Source organism: Devosia sp. Leaf420 (assembly GCF_001425445.1).
In the GTDB taxonomy this organism is placed as follows: domain Bacteria; phylum Pseudomonadota; class Alphaproteobacteria; order Rhizobiales; family Devosiaceae; genus Devosia.
On the sequence record NZ_LMQU01000009.1, the window covers coordinates 276,392 to 295,649 of the forward strand.

The 19,258-nt window shown below is 60.6% G+C and carries 20 protein-coding genes; 15 read left to right on the forward strand and 5 right to left on the reverse strand.

Features of this window, described 5'->3' with window-relative positions:
* Positions 1 to 26 precede the first annotated feature (26 nt).
* Complete coding sequence (gene xseA, locus ASG47_RS05895) at positions 27 to 1,643, reverse strand: exodeoxyribonuclease VII large subunit (protein ID WP_061907799.1); 1,617 nt, start codon at positions 1,641 to 1,643, stop codon at positions 27 to 29.
* A 70-nt stretch (positions 1,644 to 1,713) separates the two neighbouring features.
* Positions 1,714 to 2,601: a LysR family transcriptional regulator gene (locus tag ASG47_RS05900; protein ID WP_162243224.1), complete on the reverse strand. Its 888-nt coding sequence runs from the start codon at positions 2,599 to 2,601 to the stop codon at positions 1,714 to 1,716.
* Between the two features lie 140 nt (positions 2,602 to 2,741).
* Here ASG47_RS05900 and ASG47_RS05905 point away from each other — a divergent pair, with 140 nt between their 5' ends.
* From ASG47_RS05905 to ASG47_RS05915, 3 genes are all read left to right on the forward strand, one after another.
* Positions 2,742 to 3,005, forward strand: a complete 264-nt coding sequence (locus ASG47_RS05905) for a DUF1127 domain-containing protein (protein ID WP_061907801.1) — start codon at positions 2,742 to 2,744, stop codon at positions 3,003 to 3,005.
* Positions 3,006 to 3,209: 204 nt separating this feature from the next.
* Positions 3,210 to 4,025 (forward strand): class D beta-lactamase, encoded by an 816-nt coding sequence (gene blaOXA / locus ASG47_RS05910; RefSeq protein WP_061907802.1) that lies wholly within the window; start codon positions 3,210 to 3,212, stop codon positions 4,023 to 4,025.
* A gap of 1 nt (position 4,026) precedes the next feature.
* A complete protein-coding gene (locus ASG47_RS05915) occupies positions 4,027 to 4,590 on the forward strand; it encodes a shikimate kinase (RefSeq protein ID WP_082511597.1) in 564 nt (187 codons plus the stop codon).
* Between the two features lie 3 nt (positions 4,591 to 4,593).
* Here ASG47_RS05915 and ASG47_RS05920 read toward each other — a convergent pair whose 3' ends face one another.
* Positions 4,594 to 4,839 (reverse strand): hypothetical protein, encoded by a 246-nt coding sequence (locus ASG47_RS05920; protein WP_061907804.1) that lies wholly within the window; start codon positions 4,837 to 4,839, stop codon positions 4,594 to 4,596.
* A gap of 14 nt (positions 4,840 to 4,853) precedes the next feature.
* On the reverse strand, positions 4,854 to 5,357 hold the full coding sequence (locus tag ASG47_RS05925) for an invasion associated locus B family protein (RefSeq protein ID WP_061907805.1): 504 nt from the start codon (positions 5,355 to 5,357) through the stop codon (positions 4,854 to 4,856).
* Positions 5,358 to 5,679: 322 nt separating this feature from the next.
* Here ASG47_RS05925 and coxB point away from each other — a divergent pair, with 322 nt between their 5' ends.
* The 12 genes from coxB to ASG47_RS05980 all read left to right on the forward strand — a co-directional run bounded on the left by coxB (position 5,680) and on the right by ASG47_RS05980 (position 18,623).
* On the forward strand, positions 5,680 to 6,669 hold the full coding sequence (gene coxB / locus ASG47_RS05930; protein ID WP_082511598.1) for a cytochrome c oxidase subunit II: 990 nt from the start codon (positions 5,680 to 5,682) through the stop codon (positions 6,667 to 6,669).
* A 21-nt stretch (positions 6,670 to 6,690) separates the two neighbouring features.
* Positions 6,691 to 8,385 (forward strand): cytochrome c oxidase subunit I, encoded by a 1,695-nt coding sequence (gene ctaD / locus ASG47_RS05935; RefSeq protein WP_061907806.1) that lies wholly within the window; start codon positions 6,691 to 6,693, stop codon positions 8,383 to 8,385.
* Between the two features lie 69 nt (positions 8,386 to 8,454).
* Entirely contained in the window at positions 8,455 to 9,390 is a 936-nt protein-coding gene (locus ASG47_RS05940; RefSeq protein WP_410494050.1) for a heme o synthase, read from the forward strand.
* Positions 9,391 to 9,404: 14 nt separating this feature from the next.
* Positions 9,405 to 9,569 (forward strand): hypothetical protein, encoded by a 165-nt coding sequence (locus tag ASG47_RS20590; protein WP_156464004.1) that lies wholly within the window; start codon positions 9,405 to 9,407, stop codon positions 9,567 to 9,569.
* A complete protein-coding gene (locus ASG47_RS05945; RefSeq protein WP_061907807.1) occupies positions 9,569 to 10,135 on the forward strand; it encodes a cytochrome c oxidase assembly protein in 567 nt (188 codons plus the stop codon). Before ASG47_RS20590 ends, ASG47_RS05945 begins: the two co-directional genes overlap by 1 nt.
* Before the next feature lie 2 nt (positions 10,136 to 10,137).
* The gene (locus ASG47_RS05950; RefSeq protein WP_061907808.1) at positions 10,138 to 10,974 is read left to right on the forward strand and encodes a cytochrome c oxidase subunit 3; all 837 of its coding nucleotides are present in this window, start codon (positions 10,138 to 10,140) and stop codon (positions 10,972 to 10,974) included.
* Between the two features lie 69 nt (positions 10,975 to 11,043).
* Positions 11,044 to 11,397 carry a DUF983 domain-containing protein gene (locus ASG47_RS05955; protein WP_061907809.1) on the forward strand — a complete coding sequence of 118 codons (354 nt, stop codon included), beginning with the start codon at positions 11,044 to 11,046 and terminating at the stop codon, positions 11,395 to 11,397.
* Positions 11,394 to 12,158 (forward strand): SURF1 family protein, encoded by a 765-nt coding sequence (locus tag ASG47_RS05960; protein ID WP_061907810.1) that lies wholly within the window; start codon positions 11,394 to 11,396, stop codon positions 12,156 to 12,158. Before ASG47_RS05955 ends, ASG47_RS05960 begins: the two co-directional genes overlap by 4 nt.
* Positions 12,159 to 12,228: 70 nt before the next feature.
* The gene (gene thrC, locus ASG47_RS05965) at positions 12,229 to 13,623 is read left to right on the forward strand and encodes a threonine synthase (protein WP_061907811.1); all 1,395 of its coding nucleotides are present in this window, start codon (positions 12,229 to 12,231) and stop codon (positions 13,621 to 13,623) included.
* 60 nt (positions 13,624 to 13,683) lie between these two features.
* Positions 13,684 to 14,946, forward strand: a complete 1,263-nt coding sequence (locus ASG47_RS05970; RefSeq protein WP_061907812.1) for a M16 family metallopeptidase — start codon at positions 13,684 to 13,686, stop codon at positions 14,944 to 14,946.
* A gap of 3 nt (positions 14,947 to 14,949) precedes the next feature.
* Entirely contained in the window at positions 14,950 to 15,567 is a 618-nt protein-coding gene (locus ASG47_RS05975) for a GNAT family N-acetyltransferase (RefSeq protein ID WP_061907813.1), read from the forward strand.
* Positions 15,568 to 15,749: 182 nt separating this feature from the next.
* Positions 15,750 to 18,623 carry an EAL domain-containing protein gene (locus tag ASG47_RS05980; protein WP_061907814.1) on the forward strand — a complete coding sequence of 958 codons (2,874 nt, stop codon included), beginning with the start codon at positions 15,750 to 15,752 and terminating at the stop codon, positions 18,621 to 18,623.
* A gap of 25 nt (positions 18,624 to 18,648) precedes the next feature.
* On the opposite strand, the gene ASG47_RS05985 is transcribed toward ASG47_RS05980, so the two are convergent.
* The gene (locus ASG47_RS05985) at positions 18,649 to 19,224 is read right to left on the reverse strand and encodes a YqgE/AlgH family protein (protein ID WP_061908084.1); all 576 of its coding nucleotides are present in this window, start codon (positions 19,222 to 19,224) and stop codon (positions 18,649 to 18,651) included.
* Positions 19,225 to 19,258 lie beyond the last annotated feature (34 nt).

Below are 19,258 nucleotides of genomic sequence, written 5' to 3' on the forward strand. Positions count from 1 at the left end.
TACGCTATAGAGGCAAAACCGGAGTTTCAAAAGAGACTTTCCTGCGAGCCGTCATCGGATGAAGTTCGTCCCGGCTTGCGTTTCTGCGGTGGGGCGCCAGCAACATTTGCGCCCACTTCCCCATCGGCAAAAGTCAGCTTCAAAACATCGCCGGGCTTGACCTGCGCGGCTGCGCTAACGACTTCGCCAGCCTCGTCCTGCACCAGCGCATAGCCGCGGGCGAGAACGCTGCGATAGGAGAGGGTATCGAGCAGTTTTGTCAGCTGGGAAAGCTGTTGGCGTCGGTCAAACGTAAGACGTGCCGGAATGAGACCGAGGCGTTGCGCTAACGGCTGAAGTTGCGCTTGGGATTGCCGGAGTTCAGCGCGGAGCGGCTGCGGGGTGAGGCGCGGGCTGACGCGGGCAAAGAGCGCGCGCTTGCGTTCGAGCGCTTGGCCAACGCTGCCGGGGAGACGCGTGGCACGGGGATCGAAGGTCAGCCTGGCGCGCTCGATGGTTTTATTGAGGCCCGCGAGCGCACGATGATCGATATGGTCGAGACGCTTGGCGAGATCCTCGTAACGCTGGCGCACAAGACGCGGCTGCATGGCGCCGGCAGCCTTCGAAAAGGCAAGTCGGCGCGCTTGAACGAAATGGCGAAGGCCGCTCGACAGTTGGGCTGAGGCCATGTCGAGGCTCTGACGCTGGGTGGCAACCAGATCCGTCGCGCGGGGAAGCCCAGCACCCGCGGCGCGGAGGCGGTCTTTGAGGCTCATCAAGCTGCGGCGCGCGGCCTGTCGCTGGCGGCTGCCCTGATCGTCGACATAGGCGATGAGTTCGGCCCGAACCGGCACAGCCGCTTCGGCGGCCGCCGTCGGGGTCGGCGCGCGCATGTCGGACGCATAGTCGATCAGTGTCGTATCGGTCTCGTGGCCGACTGCGGAGATCACCGGGATGCCGGAAGCGGCGACAGCGCGAACCACGGCCTCTTCGTTGAAGCCCCAGAGATCCTCGATCGACCCGCCGCCACGGGCGACGATCAGGATATCGGGACGCGGTATGCGGCCGCCGGGCAGAAGGGCATTGAAGCCTTCGATGGCGTTGACGACTTCCGGAGCGCAGGTATCGCCCTGCACGCGCACCGGCCAGACGAGAACATGGCTCGGGAAGCGATCATCGAGGCGGTGAAGGATATCCCGGATAACTGCGCCGGTCGGCGAGGTGATGACCCCGATGACGCGGGGCAGATAGGGCAGGGGCCGCTTGCGCTCCCGATCGAACAGTCCCTCCGCCAGAAGCTTTTTCCGGCGTTCTTCGAGGAGCGCCATCAGGGCGCCGGCGCCCGCCGGTTCGATCTGCTCGATGACGATCTGATATTTGGACGAGCGCGGGAAGGTCGTCAGTCGGCCTGTCGCGATAACCTCGAGCCCTTCTTCTGGCTTGAAGGCAAGGCGTCCATAACTGCCCTTCCAGATCACCGCATCGATTGTGGCGCCATCATCCTTAAGGGTGAAATAGGCATGACCCGACGAATGCTGGCCGCGAAACCCGGATATTTCCCCGCGCACGCGCACATGGCCAAATTCATCTTCGACCGTCCGCTTCACCGCCTGGGCGACTTCGGAAACGGTGAACTCGGCGGCATTTGTCAGAGCTTGAGGCATAGGTTCTTGGTGGTCGAAAGCAGACGGGAGGTCAAGGGGCGACCATTACTCAACGCCGCACCTTTCGGTCCTACTCCGCCGCCTCGGCTTCAATGGGGCGTTCGAGATTGCCCATGGATTGGACGATGTGGGTGGCCAGCGCGTCGTAGATGCCGCCATAGGCATGGCTGCCGCGCATGAGGGCCATTTGTGCATCCGGGAGCGGCGGCAGGCCGCGATTGTCGGAGACGACGCGCATGCCGGGCTGGAGGGCGCTTTCCGGCAGGAAGCCGATAGCTAGATCGGAGAGAACCGCCGAGGAAATCGCCGTGGCGTTGGAGGACGTGTAGGCAATGCGATAATCGGTATTGCTGCGCTCGAGCGCGTCCATCGCGTCTTTCCGCCAGATGCAATATTGCGGGCCGCAGGCAATAGCGATGGGTTCGCTGGCGAGCGCGCGGCCACCGTGGCTTGCCACCCAGAACATCTTTTCGGTGCGGAACAATTCGCCGAAATTCTGCTCGGTGCCTTGGGTAAAGACGATGAGATCATAGCGCCCGGCGCGCATGCCTTCGAGCAGGTGCTCCGAGGCCATGCAAGAAACGTCGACAACGATCTTGGGATGGGTGCGCTGGAAGCTCGAGAGGATCACCGGCAAAAGGCGCACGGCGTAGTCGTCCGGCACGCCGAAGCGGATCGAGCCGGCTAAATCGCCATCATTGAAGTGATCGAGGATTTCAGCATTCGTGCGCAGCATTTTCCGCGCGCGCTCATAGAGCACTTCGCCATGATGGGTGAGCGCAACGGTGCGACCATCGCGTGTCAAAAGAGAATGGCCCAGCCGCTCTTCGAGCCGCTTGATCTGCATCGAAACGGCGGACTGCGTCTTGTTCACGCGGCGCGCCGCTTCGGTGAAGCTGCCGCAATCGGCGATGGCACAAAAACTTTGCAACTGGTCGAGATCGAGCGGCGCAGCCATCGCCACCTCCATCACTCAATTTGATTGAATGGATGAAATCTATTTGTTGGACGAATGGAAGTCCAGAGCGCTAATTCAACAGCGTCGCCAACGACGGCGATTGCCGACCTCCCCCCGGCTCAGTTTTTTGGAGATTTGAAATGGCTCTCTCGCTTCCCGGCGAGCGGTCAGTTACGGCCGCCATGCCGAATACGCCTTTGCGCACCGTCTTTGCATGGTTCGCCAAGGCTAATGCTGATCGTATCCGCCGGACTGCGCTGCAAAGCCTGCTCGAATTGGACGCCGATCGTCTCGACGATCTGGGTCTCTCCCATGCAGATATCCATGAAGCCATGACGGCGCGCGGTGGCCGCACCGCGACCATGGTTCTCAATACGGCGCGGGCTCGACGGTCCCTGCGCTAAGTTCTTCGCTCTGCCCCTATGTGGAGCGCAAGCCTTGGAACGAACATGTTTATGCTCGTTCCATCTCCCGGGCCAGTTTTGCCGCTGGTCCCGTTTCCTGAAGACTTGCCGGGCTTGTGCTTGCACTCGCCCGGCTTTTTTTCGCCGCGAGTGTCGTCTAGAGGCTCCTCGTGCCAAGCCTTGGCAGCGTCTCTGGAGTTCTTCATGAAGCTTGCTTTCGCGGCCCTTTCTGTCTCCCTTCTCTCCGTTACGGCTGCCGAAGCGAAGACGCTCTGCACGATTGTGGCCGATGCCAGGACGGGCGAATTGCTTGAGGAAAACGGCGATTGCCGGACGCGCGTCACCCCGGCGTCGACCTTCAAAATACCTCTGGCCGTCATGGGCTATGATGCGGGTTTTCTGAGCGATACCACGACGCCGGCAATTCCGTTCGAAGAAGGCTATGCCGATTGGGGCGGACAGGAATGGCAACAGACGACTGACCCGACGCGCTGGATGAAATATTCCGTCGTCTGGTATTCGCAGCGGATCACCGAGGCCCTGGGCGTCGCAACGCTCGAGAATTATGCGGCAAAATTCGGCTATGGCAATGCCGATTTTGCGGGCGATCCAGGCAAAAACAATGCGCTCGAACGCGCCTGGATTTCGTCCTCGCTCAAGATCTCGCCTGTGGAGCAGGTCGCTTTCCTGCGCAACCTCGTCAACCGCACGCTGCCGGTCAGCACTGATGCAATGGATATGACCGCGGCGGTGCTCGAAAGCTCGTCTACACCAAACGGCTGGACCGTTACCGGGAAAACCGGCTCGGCCTTTCCGCGGCTTGCCGATGGGACGTTCGAACGTGCCAAGGGCTGGGGCTGGTTCGTTGGATGGGCGGAAAAGGACGGCCGGACCCTTGTTGTCGCGCGTCTCAACCAGGACGAGCAGCGTCACACCGTTGGCGGCGGTGTGCGGGCGCGCGATGAGTTGCTTGAGGGCTGGGATATGATGGTCGACGCTCTTCCGGCAGAGGCACTTTAGCGTGGTCTATATAAATTGCCGTCGGCCCTGGCAGTCTGGAGAGGCGCTTGTTCTCCTTGGCCCTGGTGGGGTGGGAAAATCGACGCTCGGCTGCGAGCTTTCGCGTCAACTGGGTTGGGTGCTGATCGACCTCGACGAACTCTTCTGTTCGGTCATCGGCAATATCGGCGAGGTCATTGCCCAAAAGGGCTATGATCACTATCGCGCTGAAAATCTGGCCTTGGGCGAGCGGTGCTTTGCCGATCTCAAGTCGCCCGCCATTTTCGTTAGTTCTTCAGGATTTCTGGCCGCGCCGCCGGATTCGAGTGATTTCACGCGCGCCGCCGCTCTCGTTGAGAAGGGGTATGGCGTGACGCTGCTGCCTTCGCTCGATATTGACCGCGCCACCGATATCGTCGTAGCGCGGCAATTGACGCGGGGTTTCGGGTTTGTCCAAAGCAGCGAAGAGCGCAAATTCCGCCAGCGGTTTCCGATTTATCAGACGATCGGCGACGCGTTGGTGGTGTCGACTGCGGACGCGCCGGCAATTGCAGACGCGTTCATCACCACGCTCGCGATCGCCTAGCGGCTACAAAAACCGCACGCCGATTTCGGTTTCCGTGTGCCAGATGGTCTCGCAGGCATAGCTGCGGCCATCATGCATGGTCAGCCCAAAATGCTGGGGAATGCCGATGATGCTGGCAACGACAAGTTTTGCGCCGCTGTCGGAGTGATTGCGCACCGTGCAATCGAATGTGGAGTGGCCGTCATTGGTGACGATGCGTCCACCCTTAAGGGTACGATTGCGATAAACCTTGCGCCGTTCTTCGGTCATGGGGTTGGCCGGGATCAGGGCAGGGCGGCAAAGCCTTCCGAGAAGCCTTCAAGCGAAACGGGGATGCCGACGCCCTCTTCAGGGGTCTTGAACACGACGAAAATCGCGCTCGTCCCCTTAGAGAGCACATCAATCAGGTCATCATCGAGCTCGACTTCGGCAACGCAACCATTGGGCAGGCAACGCACGAAGGCGACGCGGCCCATATCCTTGCCGTCGACATTGAGCCCCAGGCCATTGGGGAGGAGCACGCCAAGCGGGGCGAGAACGCGCAGCAGCCTAGCTTCGCGATCGGCCGTGCGCAGCACGATGACCGAGAGGCCGACATTGGGCTGATCCTCGGCCATGACATTCTGGATGATCGCGCACTGTTCTGCGCTTGCGCCCGGAGGGGTGTCGCAGCTCATCTGCCAGTCGCCATATTCGCCGCGCACCGTGCCCTGCGCCATGGCAGGGGCCGCGCTCAAAGCAGCGGTGAGCGCAAGGGCAAGGCCCATCAGGTGCTTCGAAAAATGCATCACTTTGCTGGTCTCCTGCCGATTCGCGGATATGCGGCACGCCCGGCCTGTTTCTGTTACAGCGTTCCGGCTGTCAACCAAGCCCGCTTTTGCGGCATTCTGGCAGCGGAACTGCGGCGCCCTTGAGGCAAAGACGGCTCGATTTGTCCAGTTTTAAACCGCAATAAGTGAGCTTGGCCGCAATAGACTCGGGCCAATCAATGTGATTTAGGTCGAAATTGAGTTTTGCGCTCCGAGGTTGAGTCGGGGCGGCGTGAGCTATGCCGCTTTTTGCCCTCTTCTTCCCGGTGTGCGTGCACCAGAATTGGTATTTAGGGGGTTTATGGTGACCGGTCAGTTCGTTAGGAAGTTGGGTACAGCAGCGACTGCCGCCCTGGCGCTGGTGCCGTCTTCCCTTTTTGCCCAGGAAATCGGCAAGGGTCATCCCGAGCCAGGTCAGTTCCATCTGCAGCAATCGGTCACGCCGATCATGGATTCCATCGTGGCTTTCCATGATGGCCCGCTGATGTGGACCATCACCATCATCGTGCTGTTCGTCCTGGCGCTCCTGATCGCCGTTGCCGTGCGCTTCAATGCCAAGGCCAATCCGGTCCCAGCGCGCTTTACCCACAACACGCTGATCGAAGTGATCTGGACCGTGGTGCCGATCATCGTCCTGATCGTTATCGCCATCCCGTCCTTCGGCGTTCTCTCCGATCAGATGACGACGCCTGATGGCGAGCGCAAGTATCTGGGCGCCAATATTTTCACCTTCGGCGAAGTCGAGGTTCCTGCTGCAAGCCTGACGATCAAGGCGACGGGTCAGCAGTGGTACTGGGACTACGAGTATGTCGATTACTCTAATTTCGTCCCCGATGCGCCAGCCGACCAGCCGCTCGGTTTCACCCAGAATATCATGCAGGAAGAAGACGTTCCGGGCGTGAATGGCGGGGCGCCGACCCCAGGTCGCAAGAGTGCGAAGCCGAACCAGCCGCGTCTTCTGGCCGTCGATAACGAACTCATCGTGCCGGTCGACACGACCGTCAGCATGCAGATCACCGCCGACGCTGCCGGCGTCATCCACGCGTTCGCCGTGCCGTCTTTCGGCATCAAGGTCGACGCTGTTCCCGGCCGTTTGAACGAGACCTGGTTCAATGCCCGCGAGACCGGCCTTTACTATGGCCAGTGTTCGGAACTGTGCGGCAAGGACCATGCCTTCATGCCGATCGCCGTTCGCGTGGTGACCGCAGACGAATTCCAAACCTTCATTTCGGCATATGCAGAAGGTCGTGACTATGCCGCCGCCGCTGCCCTGCTGCCGGCAATTCAGTAATCTGGGTCAGGGGAGACCATAATGTCAGAAACACACCTCGAGGCCCATGCCACCGGGCATGACTATGCATCGCAGCATGACCATCACACCCCGACCGGCTGGCGCCGTTGGGTCTTCTCGACCAACCACAAGGACATTGGGATCATGTATCTCGTGTTCTCGATCGTGGCTGGTGTGATCGGCGGCATCCTTTCCGGCTTCATGCGCATGGAGCTGCAGGAGCCCGGCATCCAGATTTTCCATGGCCTTGCATCCATGGTTTATGGCGTTCAGGGCGACTCCGCCGTCGACGCCGGCAAGCAGATGTACAACGTCTTCACGACGGCCCACGCCCTCATCATGGTGTTCTTCACCGTCATGCCGGCAACCATGGGTGGCTTTGCCAACTACTTTGCCCCGTTGATGATCGGCGCGCCCGATACCGCCTTCCCGCGCATCAACAACATCGCGTTCTGGCTTTTGCCGGTGGCGTTCATCCTTCTGCTGATGAGCCTCTTCTTTGAAGGCGCTGGTGGCGTCGGTGGTTTTGGGGGCGGCTGGACCGTCTACCCGCCGCTCTCGACCGCTGGTCATCCCGGCCCGGCGCTCGATTTTGCCATTCTGTCGCTGCACGTGGCAGGTGTGAGCTCCATCCTTGGCGCTATCAACCTGATCACCACCATTCTCAATATGCGCGCCCCGGGCATGACCATCCACAAGATGCCGCTCTTTGCCTGGGCCGTTCTGACCACCGGCTTCCTGCTCTTGCTCGCGCTTCCCGTTCTTGCCGGCGCGATCACCATGCTGCTGACCGACCGCAACTTCGGCACGACGTTCTTCTCGCCCGAAGGCGGCGGTGATCCGGTATTGTTCCAGCACTTGTTCTGGTTCTTCGGTCACCCTGAAGTTTACATCATGATCCTGCCGGGCTTCGGCATCATCAGCCACATCGTGGCAACCTTCAGCCGCAAGCCGGTGTTCGGTTATATGGCTATGGCCTATGCCATGGTCGCCATCGGCTTCGTCGGGTTCGTCGTGTGGGCGCACCACATGTATACGACCGGTCTTAGCCTCAACGTGCAGCGCTACTTCGTTGCGGCCACAATGGTTATCGCCGTGCCGACGGGCGTGAAGATCTTCTCCTGGATCGCCACCATGTGGGGCGGCTCGATCACCTTCCGCATTCCCATGCTCTGGGCCATCGGCTTCATCTTCCTGTTCACCGTTGGTGGTGTGACGGGTGTGGTGCTGGCCAATGCGGGTGCAGACCGTGCTCTTCACGACACCTATTACGTCGTGGCGCACTTCCACTACGTGCTCTCGCTCGGTGCCGTGTTCTCGATCTTTGCCGGTTGGTACTACTGGTACCCCAAGATGTTCGGTCACATGTATTCCGAATTCCTGGGCAAGCTGCACTTCTGGGTCATGTTCGTTGGCGTGAACCTGATCTTCTTCCCGCAGCACTTCCTCGGCCTTGCCGGCATGCCGCGCCGTTACATCGACTATCCGGATGCCTTCGCACTCTGGAACCGCGTGTCCTCGATCGGCTACTACATCACCTTCGTCGCCATGGTCATTTTCTTCTACGCGACCTGGGAAGCTGTTCGTAAGAAGCGTCCGGCCGGTGACAATCCATGGGGTGAAGGCGCGACGACGTTGGAATGGACGCTGAGTTCGCCTCCGCCTTTCCACCAGTTCTCGACGCTGCCGAAGATCGAATCGACCAACGCGCACTAAGTCGTGGTTTGAGAAGTCCGTGGATCGCGCCCAAGTGTGCGGTTCACACCAAAAGTTTGGAAGAGTTCAGTGACCTATATCGACGACAGCAAGGGAATGCCCGCTTTGGCGGGTGAGGCACGGGTCGAGGATTACCTCGCCCTGCTCAAACCTCGTGTCATGTCGCTGGTTGTCTTCACCGCACTCGTCGGCATGCTGGTCGCGCCGGGCGGCATCAACCCGATCATCGGGCTCATTGCCATCATCTGCATCGCTATCGGTGGCGGCGCGTCGGGCGCGCTCAATATGTGGTACGATGCCGATATCGACGCCATCATGAGCCGGACGCAGAACCGACCGATCCCGGCAGGGCGGATTTCCGAAGGCGAAGCGCTGAGCTTTGGCCTCGTTCTCTCGGCCTTCTCGGTGTCGCTTCTCGGCCTTGCGACCAATTGGGTGGCTGGCGGGCTCCTTGCCTTCACCATCTTCTTTTATGCCGTTATCTATACGATGTGGCTCAAGCGCTCGACGCCCCAGAACATCGTTATCGGTGGCGCGGCCGGTGCCTTTCCAGCCATGATTGGCTGGGCTGCGGTCAGCGGCACCATCACCTGGGAAAGCCTCTCGCTGTTCCTCATCGTCTTCCTTTGGACCCCGCCGCATTTCTGGGCCCTGGCGCTCTATAAGCAGAGCGACTATGCCGCGGCCGGCGTACCGATGATGCCGAACGTTGCTGGCGAGGCATCCACCAAGCGCCAGATTTTCGTCTATTCGGTAATCCTTGCCGTGTCGTCTTTCGTGCCGATTTATCTGGGCGTGGGAAGCTGGATATACGGTGTCGTTGCGGCGGCAACCGGCGCTGCCTTCATCTATCTTGCGGTCCGCATTCTTCGTGCGCCAAACAGCGTCGACATGAAGAAGGCGGCACGCCGGCTTTTCACCTATTCGCTGAGTTACCTTTTCGTGCTGTTCCTTGCGCTGCTCGTCGATACCTTCGTTTCGCGCCTCGGAGGGTTCTGGCTGTGAGCACTGAGACCCCCGTGAGCCAACCAAGCGCTGCCGATCTGCAGGCTGCCGAAGCCCTGAAGCGTGTACGTCGCCGCCGGTCGCTTGCCCTTGCCGGCGCCCTCGCGCTGTTCGCGATCACCTTTTATGTGCTGACCATCGTCAAGATGGGCCCGGCGCTGTTTGACAGGGCGCTGTAATGACTTCTGTCGCACCTGACCATCGAGACAATCTCAGCGAACGCAAGAACCGCCGCATCGGCGTGAGCCTTGCCGTGCTGGTTGCCGGCATGGTGGGCCTCGCATTCGCCTCTGTGCCGCTCTATCAGTTGTTCTGCCAGGTCACTGGCTTTGGCGGCACGACGCAGGTGGCGGAGGCCAATCCGAAGGGTTTCATAGCGCGCGAAATGCGCGTGCGCTTCGACGTCAACGTCGAAAATACGCTGCCCTGGACCGTCAAACCGGCCGCCTCGATCACCGACAAGATCGGCGCCGTCGATACGGTCAACTACGTGGCGACCAATAATTCGGATAAGCCGATAACCGGCCAGGCGATTTTTAACGTCGTGCCCGAGCAGGCCGGTATCTACTTCAACAAGATCGAGTGCTTCTGCTTTACCGAGCAGACGCTGCAGCCGGGCGAGACGGTCGATATGCCGATCGTCTTCTTCGTCGATCCCGATATCGCGGACAACCGCGAACTCAACACGATTAAAGAGATAACGCTCTCTTATACATTCTACGCTTCAGACAGTGAGGGAAGCTGAACATGGCCGCCATTGAGAAGAACCATGATTACCATATGGTAGAGCCGTCGCCCTGGCCCTTTGCGATGTCGGCCGCGGTACTGGTCATGATGATCGGTGCCGTGTTCTGGATGCACCAGTGGACCCCGTGGCTGTTTTTCATCGGCCTCGCCGGTGTTCTCTACGTTTTCTACGCCTGGTGGGCCGATGTGGTGAAGGAAGCCAATAACGGCGTCGACCACACCCCGGTCGTGCAGATGCACCACCGCTATGGCATGATCCTCTTCATCGCTTCCGAAGTCATGTTCTTCGTCGCGTGGTTCTGGGCCTATTTCGATGGCTTCTTCCGCCTCGACGACGTCGAGCAATATGCCCGCGTCGCGGCCACTGGTGGCCACTGGCCTCCGACCGGCATTGAGCTGTTCGATCCCTTCCACCTGCCCCTGTTCAACACGCTGATCCTCCTGACCTCGGGCACGACCGTCACCTGGGCGCACCATGCGCTGCTTGAAAACGACCGCAAGGGCCTGCGCTGGGGTCTTGCGATCACCGTTGCGCTCGGCGTGCTGTTCTCGTTCGTGCAGTATCTCGAATATACCCATGCAGGGTTCTCGTTCGCGGGCAGCATGTATGGCGCGACCTTCTTCATGGCGACCGGCTTCCACGGTTTCCACGTTCTGATCGGCACCATCTTCCTCGCGGTCTGCTTGATCCGCGCCGAACGCGGCGACTTCACTCCCGAGCGTCACCTCGGCTTCGAATTTGCCGCCTGGTATTGGCACTTCGTCGACGTGGTGTGGCTGTTCCTCTTTGCCTCGATCTATGTCTGGGGCAGCTGGGGCGTGGCGCTCAGCCACTGATCGGGCAGGGAGCCCGGAATTTGGGGGCGCGGCCAAGGCTGCGCCTCTTTTTGCATCAAGAAGCAGTTTATGGCGCAGCCCAATCCGATCCTGACCGGCCTTCTTTGCCGCTGTCCCCGCTGCGGCGAGGGACGGCTCTTTGCCGGTTATCTCAAGCTGGCGCCGCAATGCGAAAAGTGCGGCCTCGATCTCGCCTTTGCCGATAGCGGTGATGGCCCCGCCGTGTTCGTCATCTTTCTCGTTGCTCCTCTGGTGCTCGTTATGGCGCTGATCCTCGGCGCTGTCGCCACCGTGCCACCCTGGATGCATCTCGTGATTTGGATTCCGGTAACCGTGTTTTTGAGCCTCGCGCTGCTGCCGCCGTTCAAAGGCGTGCTCGTCAATCTGCAGTTTCTCCACGATGCGCACGAGGGACATCAATGACCACGCGTCGCCTCGGGCTAAAAGAATGGGTTTTTGCCGCCCTCATGCTGGTGCTGGCGGCCGTCTGCGTTTTTCTCGGCAACTGGCAGATGCAGCGACTGGCCGAAAAGGAGGCGCTCATCGCAGCGGTCGATGCGCGCCTGACCGCGGCCCCTGTTCCCGTGCCTGGCCCGGAATCGTGGTCGACGCTTGATCCGCAAACGATCGTTTATCAACCGGTGACGCTCACCGGCGCCTATCGCTATACCCAGACGTCGACCGTGTTCACGAGTCTTGCCAGTGCGAAGGGGCAATATTCAGGCCCCGGCTATTGGGTGATGACGCCGTTCGAGCTGCAAGGCGGCGGCACGGTATTCGTCAATCGTGGCTTCGTACCGCAGCAATATCAGGAAGCGGCGGCGCTCGGCGATCTTCACGGCGAAGACCCTGGCATCGTCACCATTACAGGCGTGGTCCGTACGCCCGAGCAGGCTGATTTCATGACGCCTGAGGCCGATACATCCAATCGGATCGAGTGGGTGCGCGATCCCTTGCGGTTGGCCCAACTTGCCGATCCAGCGCTTGCGCCGATCGCGCCCTTCTATATCGATCTGCCGGCCGGCGCCCCAGGCGATCTGCCTCAGGCGGGCGAGACCGTCGTTACCTTCCCCAACAACCATTTCGGTTATGCTCTGACCTGGTATGGCTTTGCCATTGTCGCTGTGGTCATGCTCGGCTTTTGGCTGTTTCGCCAAAGCCGCCAGCCGTCAAAACCGGCGTGATCGGCAAAACCTTGCGGCGAAGCGTCGCTTTCACTAGGTTGCAACAATTCTAAAAGGGCTTTCCCTTCCGATGCAGTTTGTTTCGACGCGTGGCCAGGCGCCTGCGCTTGGTTTCTCAGATGCGGTCCTTGCGGGCCTGGCTTCCGATGGCGGTCTCTATGTGCCGGCCAGTTGGCCTCAGTTTTCCGCAGATGAAATCGCGGCCTTTGCAGGGAAACCCTATGCCGATGTCGCCTATGCCATCATCTCGCGCTTTACCGGCGACGAAATTCCGGCCGCGACGCTGAAGTCGATCATCGATGGCGCCTATGCGAGTTTTCGTCATCCGTCGGTGACGCCGCTGGTCGAACTCGAGCCTAATCATTTCGTGCTTGAGCTTTTTCATGGTCCCACCTTGGCCTTCAAGGATGTGGCGATGCAGTTTTTGAGCCGCATCATGGACCATATCCTTTCGTCCCGTGGCCTCCGCGCTACCATCGTTGGCGCGACATCGGGGGACACGGGTTCCGCCGCCATCGAAGCGTTCCGCGGTCGCGACACCACTGACATTTTCATTCTGCATCCCGAGGGTCGAACTTCGGAAGTGCAGCGCCGGCAGATGACGACGGTGCTCGATGCCAATGTGCACAATATCGCGCTCAGCGGCACATTCGACGATTGCCAGGATGCCGTGAAGGCGATGTTCAACCATCATGCCTTCCGCGACCGCGTGCGCCTCTCAGGCGTCAATTCCATCAATTGGGGCCGCATCGTCGCGCAGATCGTCTATTATTTTACGGCCGGCGTATCGCTGGGCGCGCCTTATCGGCCGGTCAGTTTTACTGTGCCGACGGGTAATTTCGGCGATATCTTTGCCGGCTATTGCGCCAAGCGCATGGGCCTGCCGATCGAAAAGCTCGTCATCGCCACCAATTCCAACGACATCCTGCGCCGCACCATCGATACAGGCCGCTATGAGATGCAGGGCGTTGCCCCCACCATTAGCCCGTCGATGGACATCCAGATCTCTTCCAATTTCGAACGGCTGCTGTTCGAATCGGCCGGGCGCGACGCCAGTGCCGTCGGCCGCATGATGGCCGCGCTCAAGCAATCGCGTGGGTTCGACCTGCCGGAAGGCGCCATATCCGCCATCCGTTCCGAATTTGCGGCTGGTACGGCCAATGAAGCGGCGACGAGCGAGACGATTGCCCAGACCTGGGCGAACTCGTCCTACCTTCTCGATCCACACACCGCTGTTGGGGTCAGCGTGGCGCGCAGCCTTTCGGGCTCTGCAACGCCCATGATCACGCTCGCAACGGCTCATCCGGCAAAGTTCCCGGCGGCCGTAAACGCCGCCTCGGGCATCGAGCCGCCGCTGCCGGCATGGCTTGCCGATCTTTATGAGCGGCCCGAACGGGTTGAACTGCTGGCCAATGACCAGCGTATTTTGGAAGACTTTATCGGGGCGCGCACCCGCGCGGCCTGAAGCATAATCGGACCATGGCGGGAGAGCCCAAAGGCCCCCGCGCGGTTCAGGAGGAAGAGTGTGACGGTACAAACGACGACTCTCGAAAACGGCATGGTGGTGCTGACCGATGACATGCCGCATCTCGAGAGTGCCTCGCTCGGCGTCTGGGTAAAAGCCGGTGCTCGCTCGGAGCGCAAGGCCGAGCACGGCATTTCGCACCTTCTTGAACACATGGCCTTCAAAGGCACCAAGAGCCGCACGGCGCTCGAAATTGCCGAGACCATCGAAAATGTCGGCGGCGACCTCAATGCCGCGACTTCGATCGAGCATACCGGCTATTTTGCGCGCGTGCTCAAGGAAGACGTCGTTCTCGCGGCTGATATCCTCTCGGATATTTTGCAGAATTCGACCTTCGACGAAAACGAAATGACCCGCGAGCAGCAGGTCATCGTTCAGGAAATTGGCGCGGCGCGCGACAACCCCGATGACCACGTCTTCGATCTGTTTCAGCAGGCGGCCTATCCAACCCAGCCCATTGGCCGCACTATTTTGGGCACGGTTGATTCGGTGCGGGATTTTTCACCCGAAATGGTCCGCAAATATATGCGCCGCAACTATGTGGGCGACCACATGGTCATGGCCGCTGCGGGCAATGTCGATCATGACGAGCTCGTCGAAGTCGCCAAGCAGCGCTTTGCCGACCTGACTCCGAATGGTGCGCCGGCGCCGCAGCGCGCCGAATATCAAGGCGGCGAAGAGCGGCTGATTTCGGACCACGAACAGGCCCATATCGTGCTGGGCTTTGAGGGCCGTGCCTATAATTCCGATGGCTTTTATGCCGCGCAGGTGCTTGCCTCTGTTCTCGGCGGCGGCATGAGTTCTCGCCTTTTCCAGGAAGTGCGCGAAAAGCGCGGCCTCTGCTATTCCGTCTATTCCTTCCACTGGGCCTTTGCCGATAGCGGCGTCTTCGGCGTTGCCGCGGCGACGGGCGAAGACGAAGTCTCTGAACTCGTCCCTGTTGTGCTCGATGAACTCAAGCGCGCGGCTGAAACCATCTCGGAAGAGGAAGTGGTGCGCGTCCGCAACCAGATCCGCGCCGGTCTCCTCATGTCGCTCGAAAGCCCTTCGGCCCGCGCCGGTCAGCTGGCACGCCAGCAGATCCTCTGGGGCCGCCCTATCCAGATGGCAGAGACGGTCGAGCGCATCAACCGCATTACCGCGCAGCGTGTGCGCGAGGTGGCCGAACAGATTTTCACCAGCTCGACGCCGACACTTGCCGGTATTGGGCCGATCAGCCGGCTGGCCGATGTCGAAAGCATCGGCGAGACGCTCAAGCGCTAAATCATGCTCTGGCCCTGGTCGTCGCCGGAGCAATTGATCACGCTACGCGGGCGCAGCATCGCTTTGCGCCTGCCGCAGATGCGCGACTATACGGCTTGGTATAATCTGCGCCGCTCCAGCCAGGATTTCCTCAAACCCTTCGAGCCGCGTTGGACCGAGGCCGATCTTGGCCGTCGCGTGTTCTCCATGCGGGTGCGCCGGGCGCGGCAGGAAGCCGAGCAGGGAACCGACTACACGTTTTTTATTTTTCTCGATGACGGCAGCAATACCTTGGTTGGCGGGATAACCCTCTCCAATGTCCGGCGTCGTGCGGCGCAATTCGTCAATCTGGGCTACTGGATGGGCCAGTCTTATGCCGGCAAGGGGCTGATGAGCGAAGCCGTCGAGGTGTCGCTCGCCTTCACCTTCGAAACGCTCGACCTCCATCGCGTCCACGCTGCTTTCCTACCGCACAATATTGCATCGCGGCGGGTGCTCGAAAAAAATGGCTTTGTCGAGGAAGGCTTTGCCGAACGTTACCTGCAGATCAATGGCCGCTGGGAAGACCATGTGCTGATGGGGCTGACGCGCGAGCGCTGGGACAGTTTCCGCTTCGCAAGTCCACATCATCGTGTTGCCTGACCGGTGGGACGTCCATCACGTTCCACATCGCACTGCGCCACCCCGCTTGCCGCAAGGGTCAATCTCTCGTACCAAAGGTGCGCCCCCTTTGGAGGTTACCAAAGCCAAAGGCTTGTCCCCCCGCGTTATCCGCGGCCGACTGCCGCCACAATGAAGCCTTGTGTGGGAATTAGCTGCTCTTGATGCGTCCGTTTCTTGTTCTCGCAATCATCCTTGCGTTCGCTTTCTCGCAGCCAGCCCGGGCTTTCGAAGTCATTTCGGTCCCCGAAGACGTCAATGCCGTCAACCTGTCCGATATCGTCGAAATCGTGCCGGGCACGAATGGGCGTCTGCAGCTTTCGACCGCGCCTGACGCCGACGGCATCATCCGGCGCATCGAGGTTCTGGCAAGCGAGCAGGGCACCAACCCGTCTTTCGCGTTATTTGCGCTCCGCAATGATTCCGATCAGCAGATCGAGCGCCTTCTCGTCGCGCCATTCTACCGGCTACCGGCGTCAGGCGTTTTCCAGCCCGATCTCGGCAATGCGCGCATTTCGGCGGTGACCCCAAGCGCCGGCATTCGTCCGGTGCAATTGGCCGACCCTGAAGCCGACGTTTACGAGGTCACGCTCGATCCCGGCGCGACTGTGACGCTGATTGCCGAGCTAACCTCGGGCGAATTGCCGGAGCTTTACCTCTGGCAACCCAACGCCTATCGCGACTACGTCAATTCCTTCACGCTGTTCCGGGGCGTGGTGCTAGGCGTTGCATCGCTCGCGGCCGTGTTTCTGACCATCATGTTTGTGGTCAAGGGCAGGGGCGTATTCCCGGCCACGGCCGCTTTCGCCTGGGCGGTGCTCGCGTATCTCCTCATCGACTTCGCCATCTTTGGCCGCCTTTTCGGCATATCGGCCGGCGGGCTCCAACCACTCAGGGCCGCGGCGGAGGCGGGCATAGCGACGACGCTTGCCGGCTTCCTCTTCATCTATCTCAATCTCCACCGGTGGCATCTGCGCTTCATCCATCTGGCGCTCGGGCTCTCGGCGCTTTTTCTCGCGCTCTTCGGCTTTGCCTTTTTCCAACCCGCAATTGCCGCCACCATCGCGCGTCTCGTTCTGGCGCTGCTCGGCCTTTCCGGCTTCTTCCTGATCCTGTTGCTGGCGCTCCGCGGCTATGATCGCGCCGTGCTGCTCGTCCCGACCTGGATCATCTTCATTGCTTGGCTATTCTATTCCTGGCTCGTCATTTCCGGTCAGGTGACCAATGACGTTGCCCAGCCAGCCGTAGGCGGCGGTCTGGTGCTTGTCGTCATGCTTCTAGGCTTCACGGCCGTTCAACACGCCTTTGCCGAAGGGCAGGTGACGATCGGTACGCTCAGCGAAGTCGAGCGCCGCGCTTTGGCGCTGACCGGTTCGGGTGATTTCGTTTTCGATTGGAACATCGACCGTGACCGCGTCACCGTCAGCGACGAACTGACAACCCGTCTCGGCGAAAAGCGCGGGGCGCTGCGCGGCGCCATCAAGCGCTGGCTCGACCGGGTTCATCCTGATGACCGCGACCGCTTCCGCACCGCTTTTGATACGCTGGTGGAACTACGCCGTGGCAAGGTTTCTTCGGACCTGCGTGTGGCGGGCCATGATGGCAATTACCGCACCTTCCGCATGCGCGTAAAACCGGTGTTGGGCGGCGATGGTCAGGTCAACCGCATCGTCGGCACGCTGCAGGACGTGACCGAGGATCGAGCCGCCCGTGAGCGCCTGCTTCACGATGCTGTGCACGACAGCCTCACCGGCCTACCCAATCGCCAACTCCTGCTCGATCGGCTTGAGCGTTCGCTAGCCCGCGCGCGCACCCCGGGCGGCATCAAGCCGGCAGTCTTCCTCATCGATATCGATCGGTTCATGGAGCTCGAAGAGCGCATCGGCCATTCCGCGGCCGATTCGGTGCTGCTGGCCATTTCCCGGCGCATTTCCCGCGTCATGCGGCCACTCGATACCGTGGCGCGTATTTCAGGCGATCAGTTCGCAGTGATCCTCGCCTCCGAGCAGACGGCCGGGAAGATCGCCGAAAGCGCTGAGCAAATCCGCAAGGCGCTGAAGGCCCCGTTCAACTTCGGCGACCGTGACCTCACTATCACGGCTTCGATCGGCGTCACGATCTACGACGGCAATCCCGCAGAAGCCCCCGACGTGCTGCGCGATGCCGAACTGGCCATGTATTACGCCAAGCGCCTCGGCGGAGACCGTATCGAAGCCTATCGCGCCTCGGCGCGCTCCATCGCCAACTACAACCGCGCCAGCGAAGAAGATCTCGAACGCGGCATGCGCCAAGGCGAACTCTCGGTGCAATATCAGCCGGTGATGAACATCGCGTCTGGCCAAATCGTTGGGGCCGAAGCGCTGATGCGCTGGAACCATCCGACGCGTGGCGTGGTCAACCCGGACGAATTCGTGCCGCTTGCCGAACGGTCCGGCCAGATCGAAAAGCTCGGACGCTTGGCCTTCGAACAGGCGGCCACACAAGCCCGCGAATGGTCGGCGACGATTGGGCTCGGCGAAGAATTCTTCATCTCGGTCAATCTCTCGCCGACGCAGTTGGCGACCGAGACGCTGCTTAACGACATGCGCAATCTCGTCGCGCAGGACAAGACGCTGGCTACCCACCTCAAGCTCGAGATCACCGAAGGCCAGGTGATGAGCAATCCCGAGCACTCCGCCTACATGCTTGAAGCGCTCCGTAGCTTGGGCTTGGGGTTGGCGCTCGACGATTTCGGCACGGGCCACTCGTCGCTGAGCTACCTGCATCGCTTCCCGTTCGACACGATCAAAATCCCGGCCGCTTTCGTGAAGATGGGCACCGAGACGGGCAATCCACACACGCAGGCACCGATCATCCGCGCCATCGTCGGGCTTGCCGAAGATCTGGATCTGATGGTGATTGCCGAGGGTGTCGAAACGCTCGACGAAATCGAGCGGCTGCGACAAATGAACTGCCGTTTTGCGCAAGGCTTTGCGTTTGGGGCCGCTATGACTGGGCAGGAATTGGCGAAGAAGCTGATGGCGCAGGCGGGGCGATAAGGCTCGACGCTAACGACAGTTTGGCTTAGGCGTGGCCTGCGTCGCTGCTCAGCGTTGCCCGCGTGATGTGCAGGCTTTCCAGCGCCTTCTCGTAGCGTTTCTCCACCGGAGTATTGAACACCAGCTCCGGCGTGAATGGCACGGTCAGCCAGCCGTTTTCGGCGATCTCCCGTTCGAGTTGTCCGGGGCTCCAGCCGCAGCAGCCAAGCGCAAAAAATGAGGCTTTCGGTGCCGGGCCGAACGCCATGGCGCGAAGCACATCCAGGGTGGCGGTAAGGCCGATATCTTCGGTGACCTTATAGGTATTGCCGCTGTGATAGTCGGCGGAATGCAGCACGAAGCCACGCCCCTTCTCGACCGGCCCACCGCGCATGACCGTGCGGTCACGGATCGTGTCCGGCAGACGAATGACGGCATCGGGATCGCCTAGATCGAGCTCGTCGAGAATGTCGGCAAACCGCAGATTGGCCAATTTCTGATTGACCACCAGACCCATGGCGCCCTCTTCGCCATGACCGACGAGCAGGATCACGCTTTCGGCGAAGCGCTCGTCTTCCATGCCCGGCATGGCGACCAGGAATTGTCCTTCAAGATAAGTCATCAACCAAGTCTATGCGCTGGGCGGGGTGAAGCCA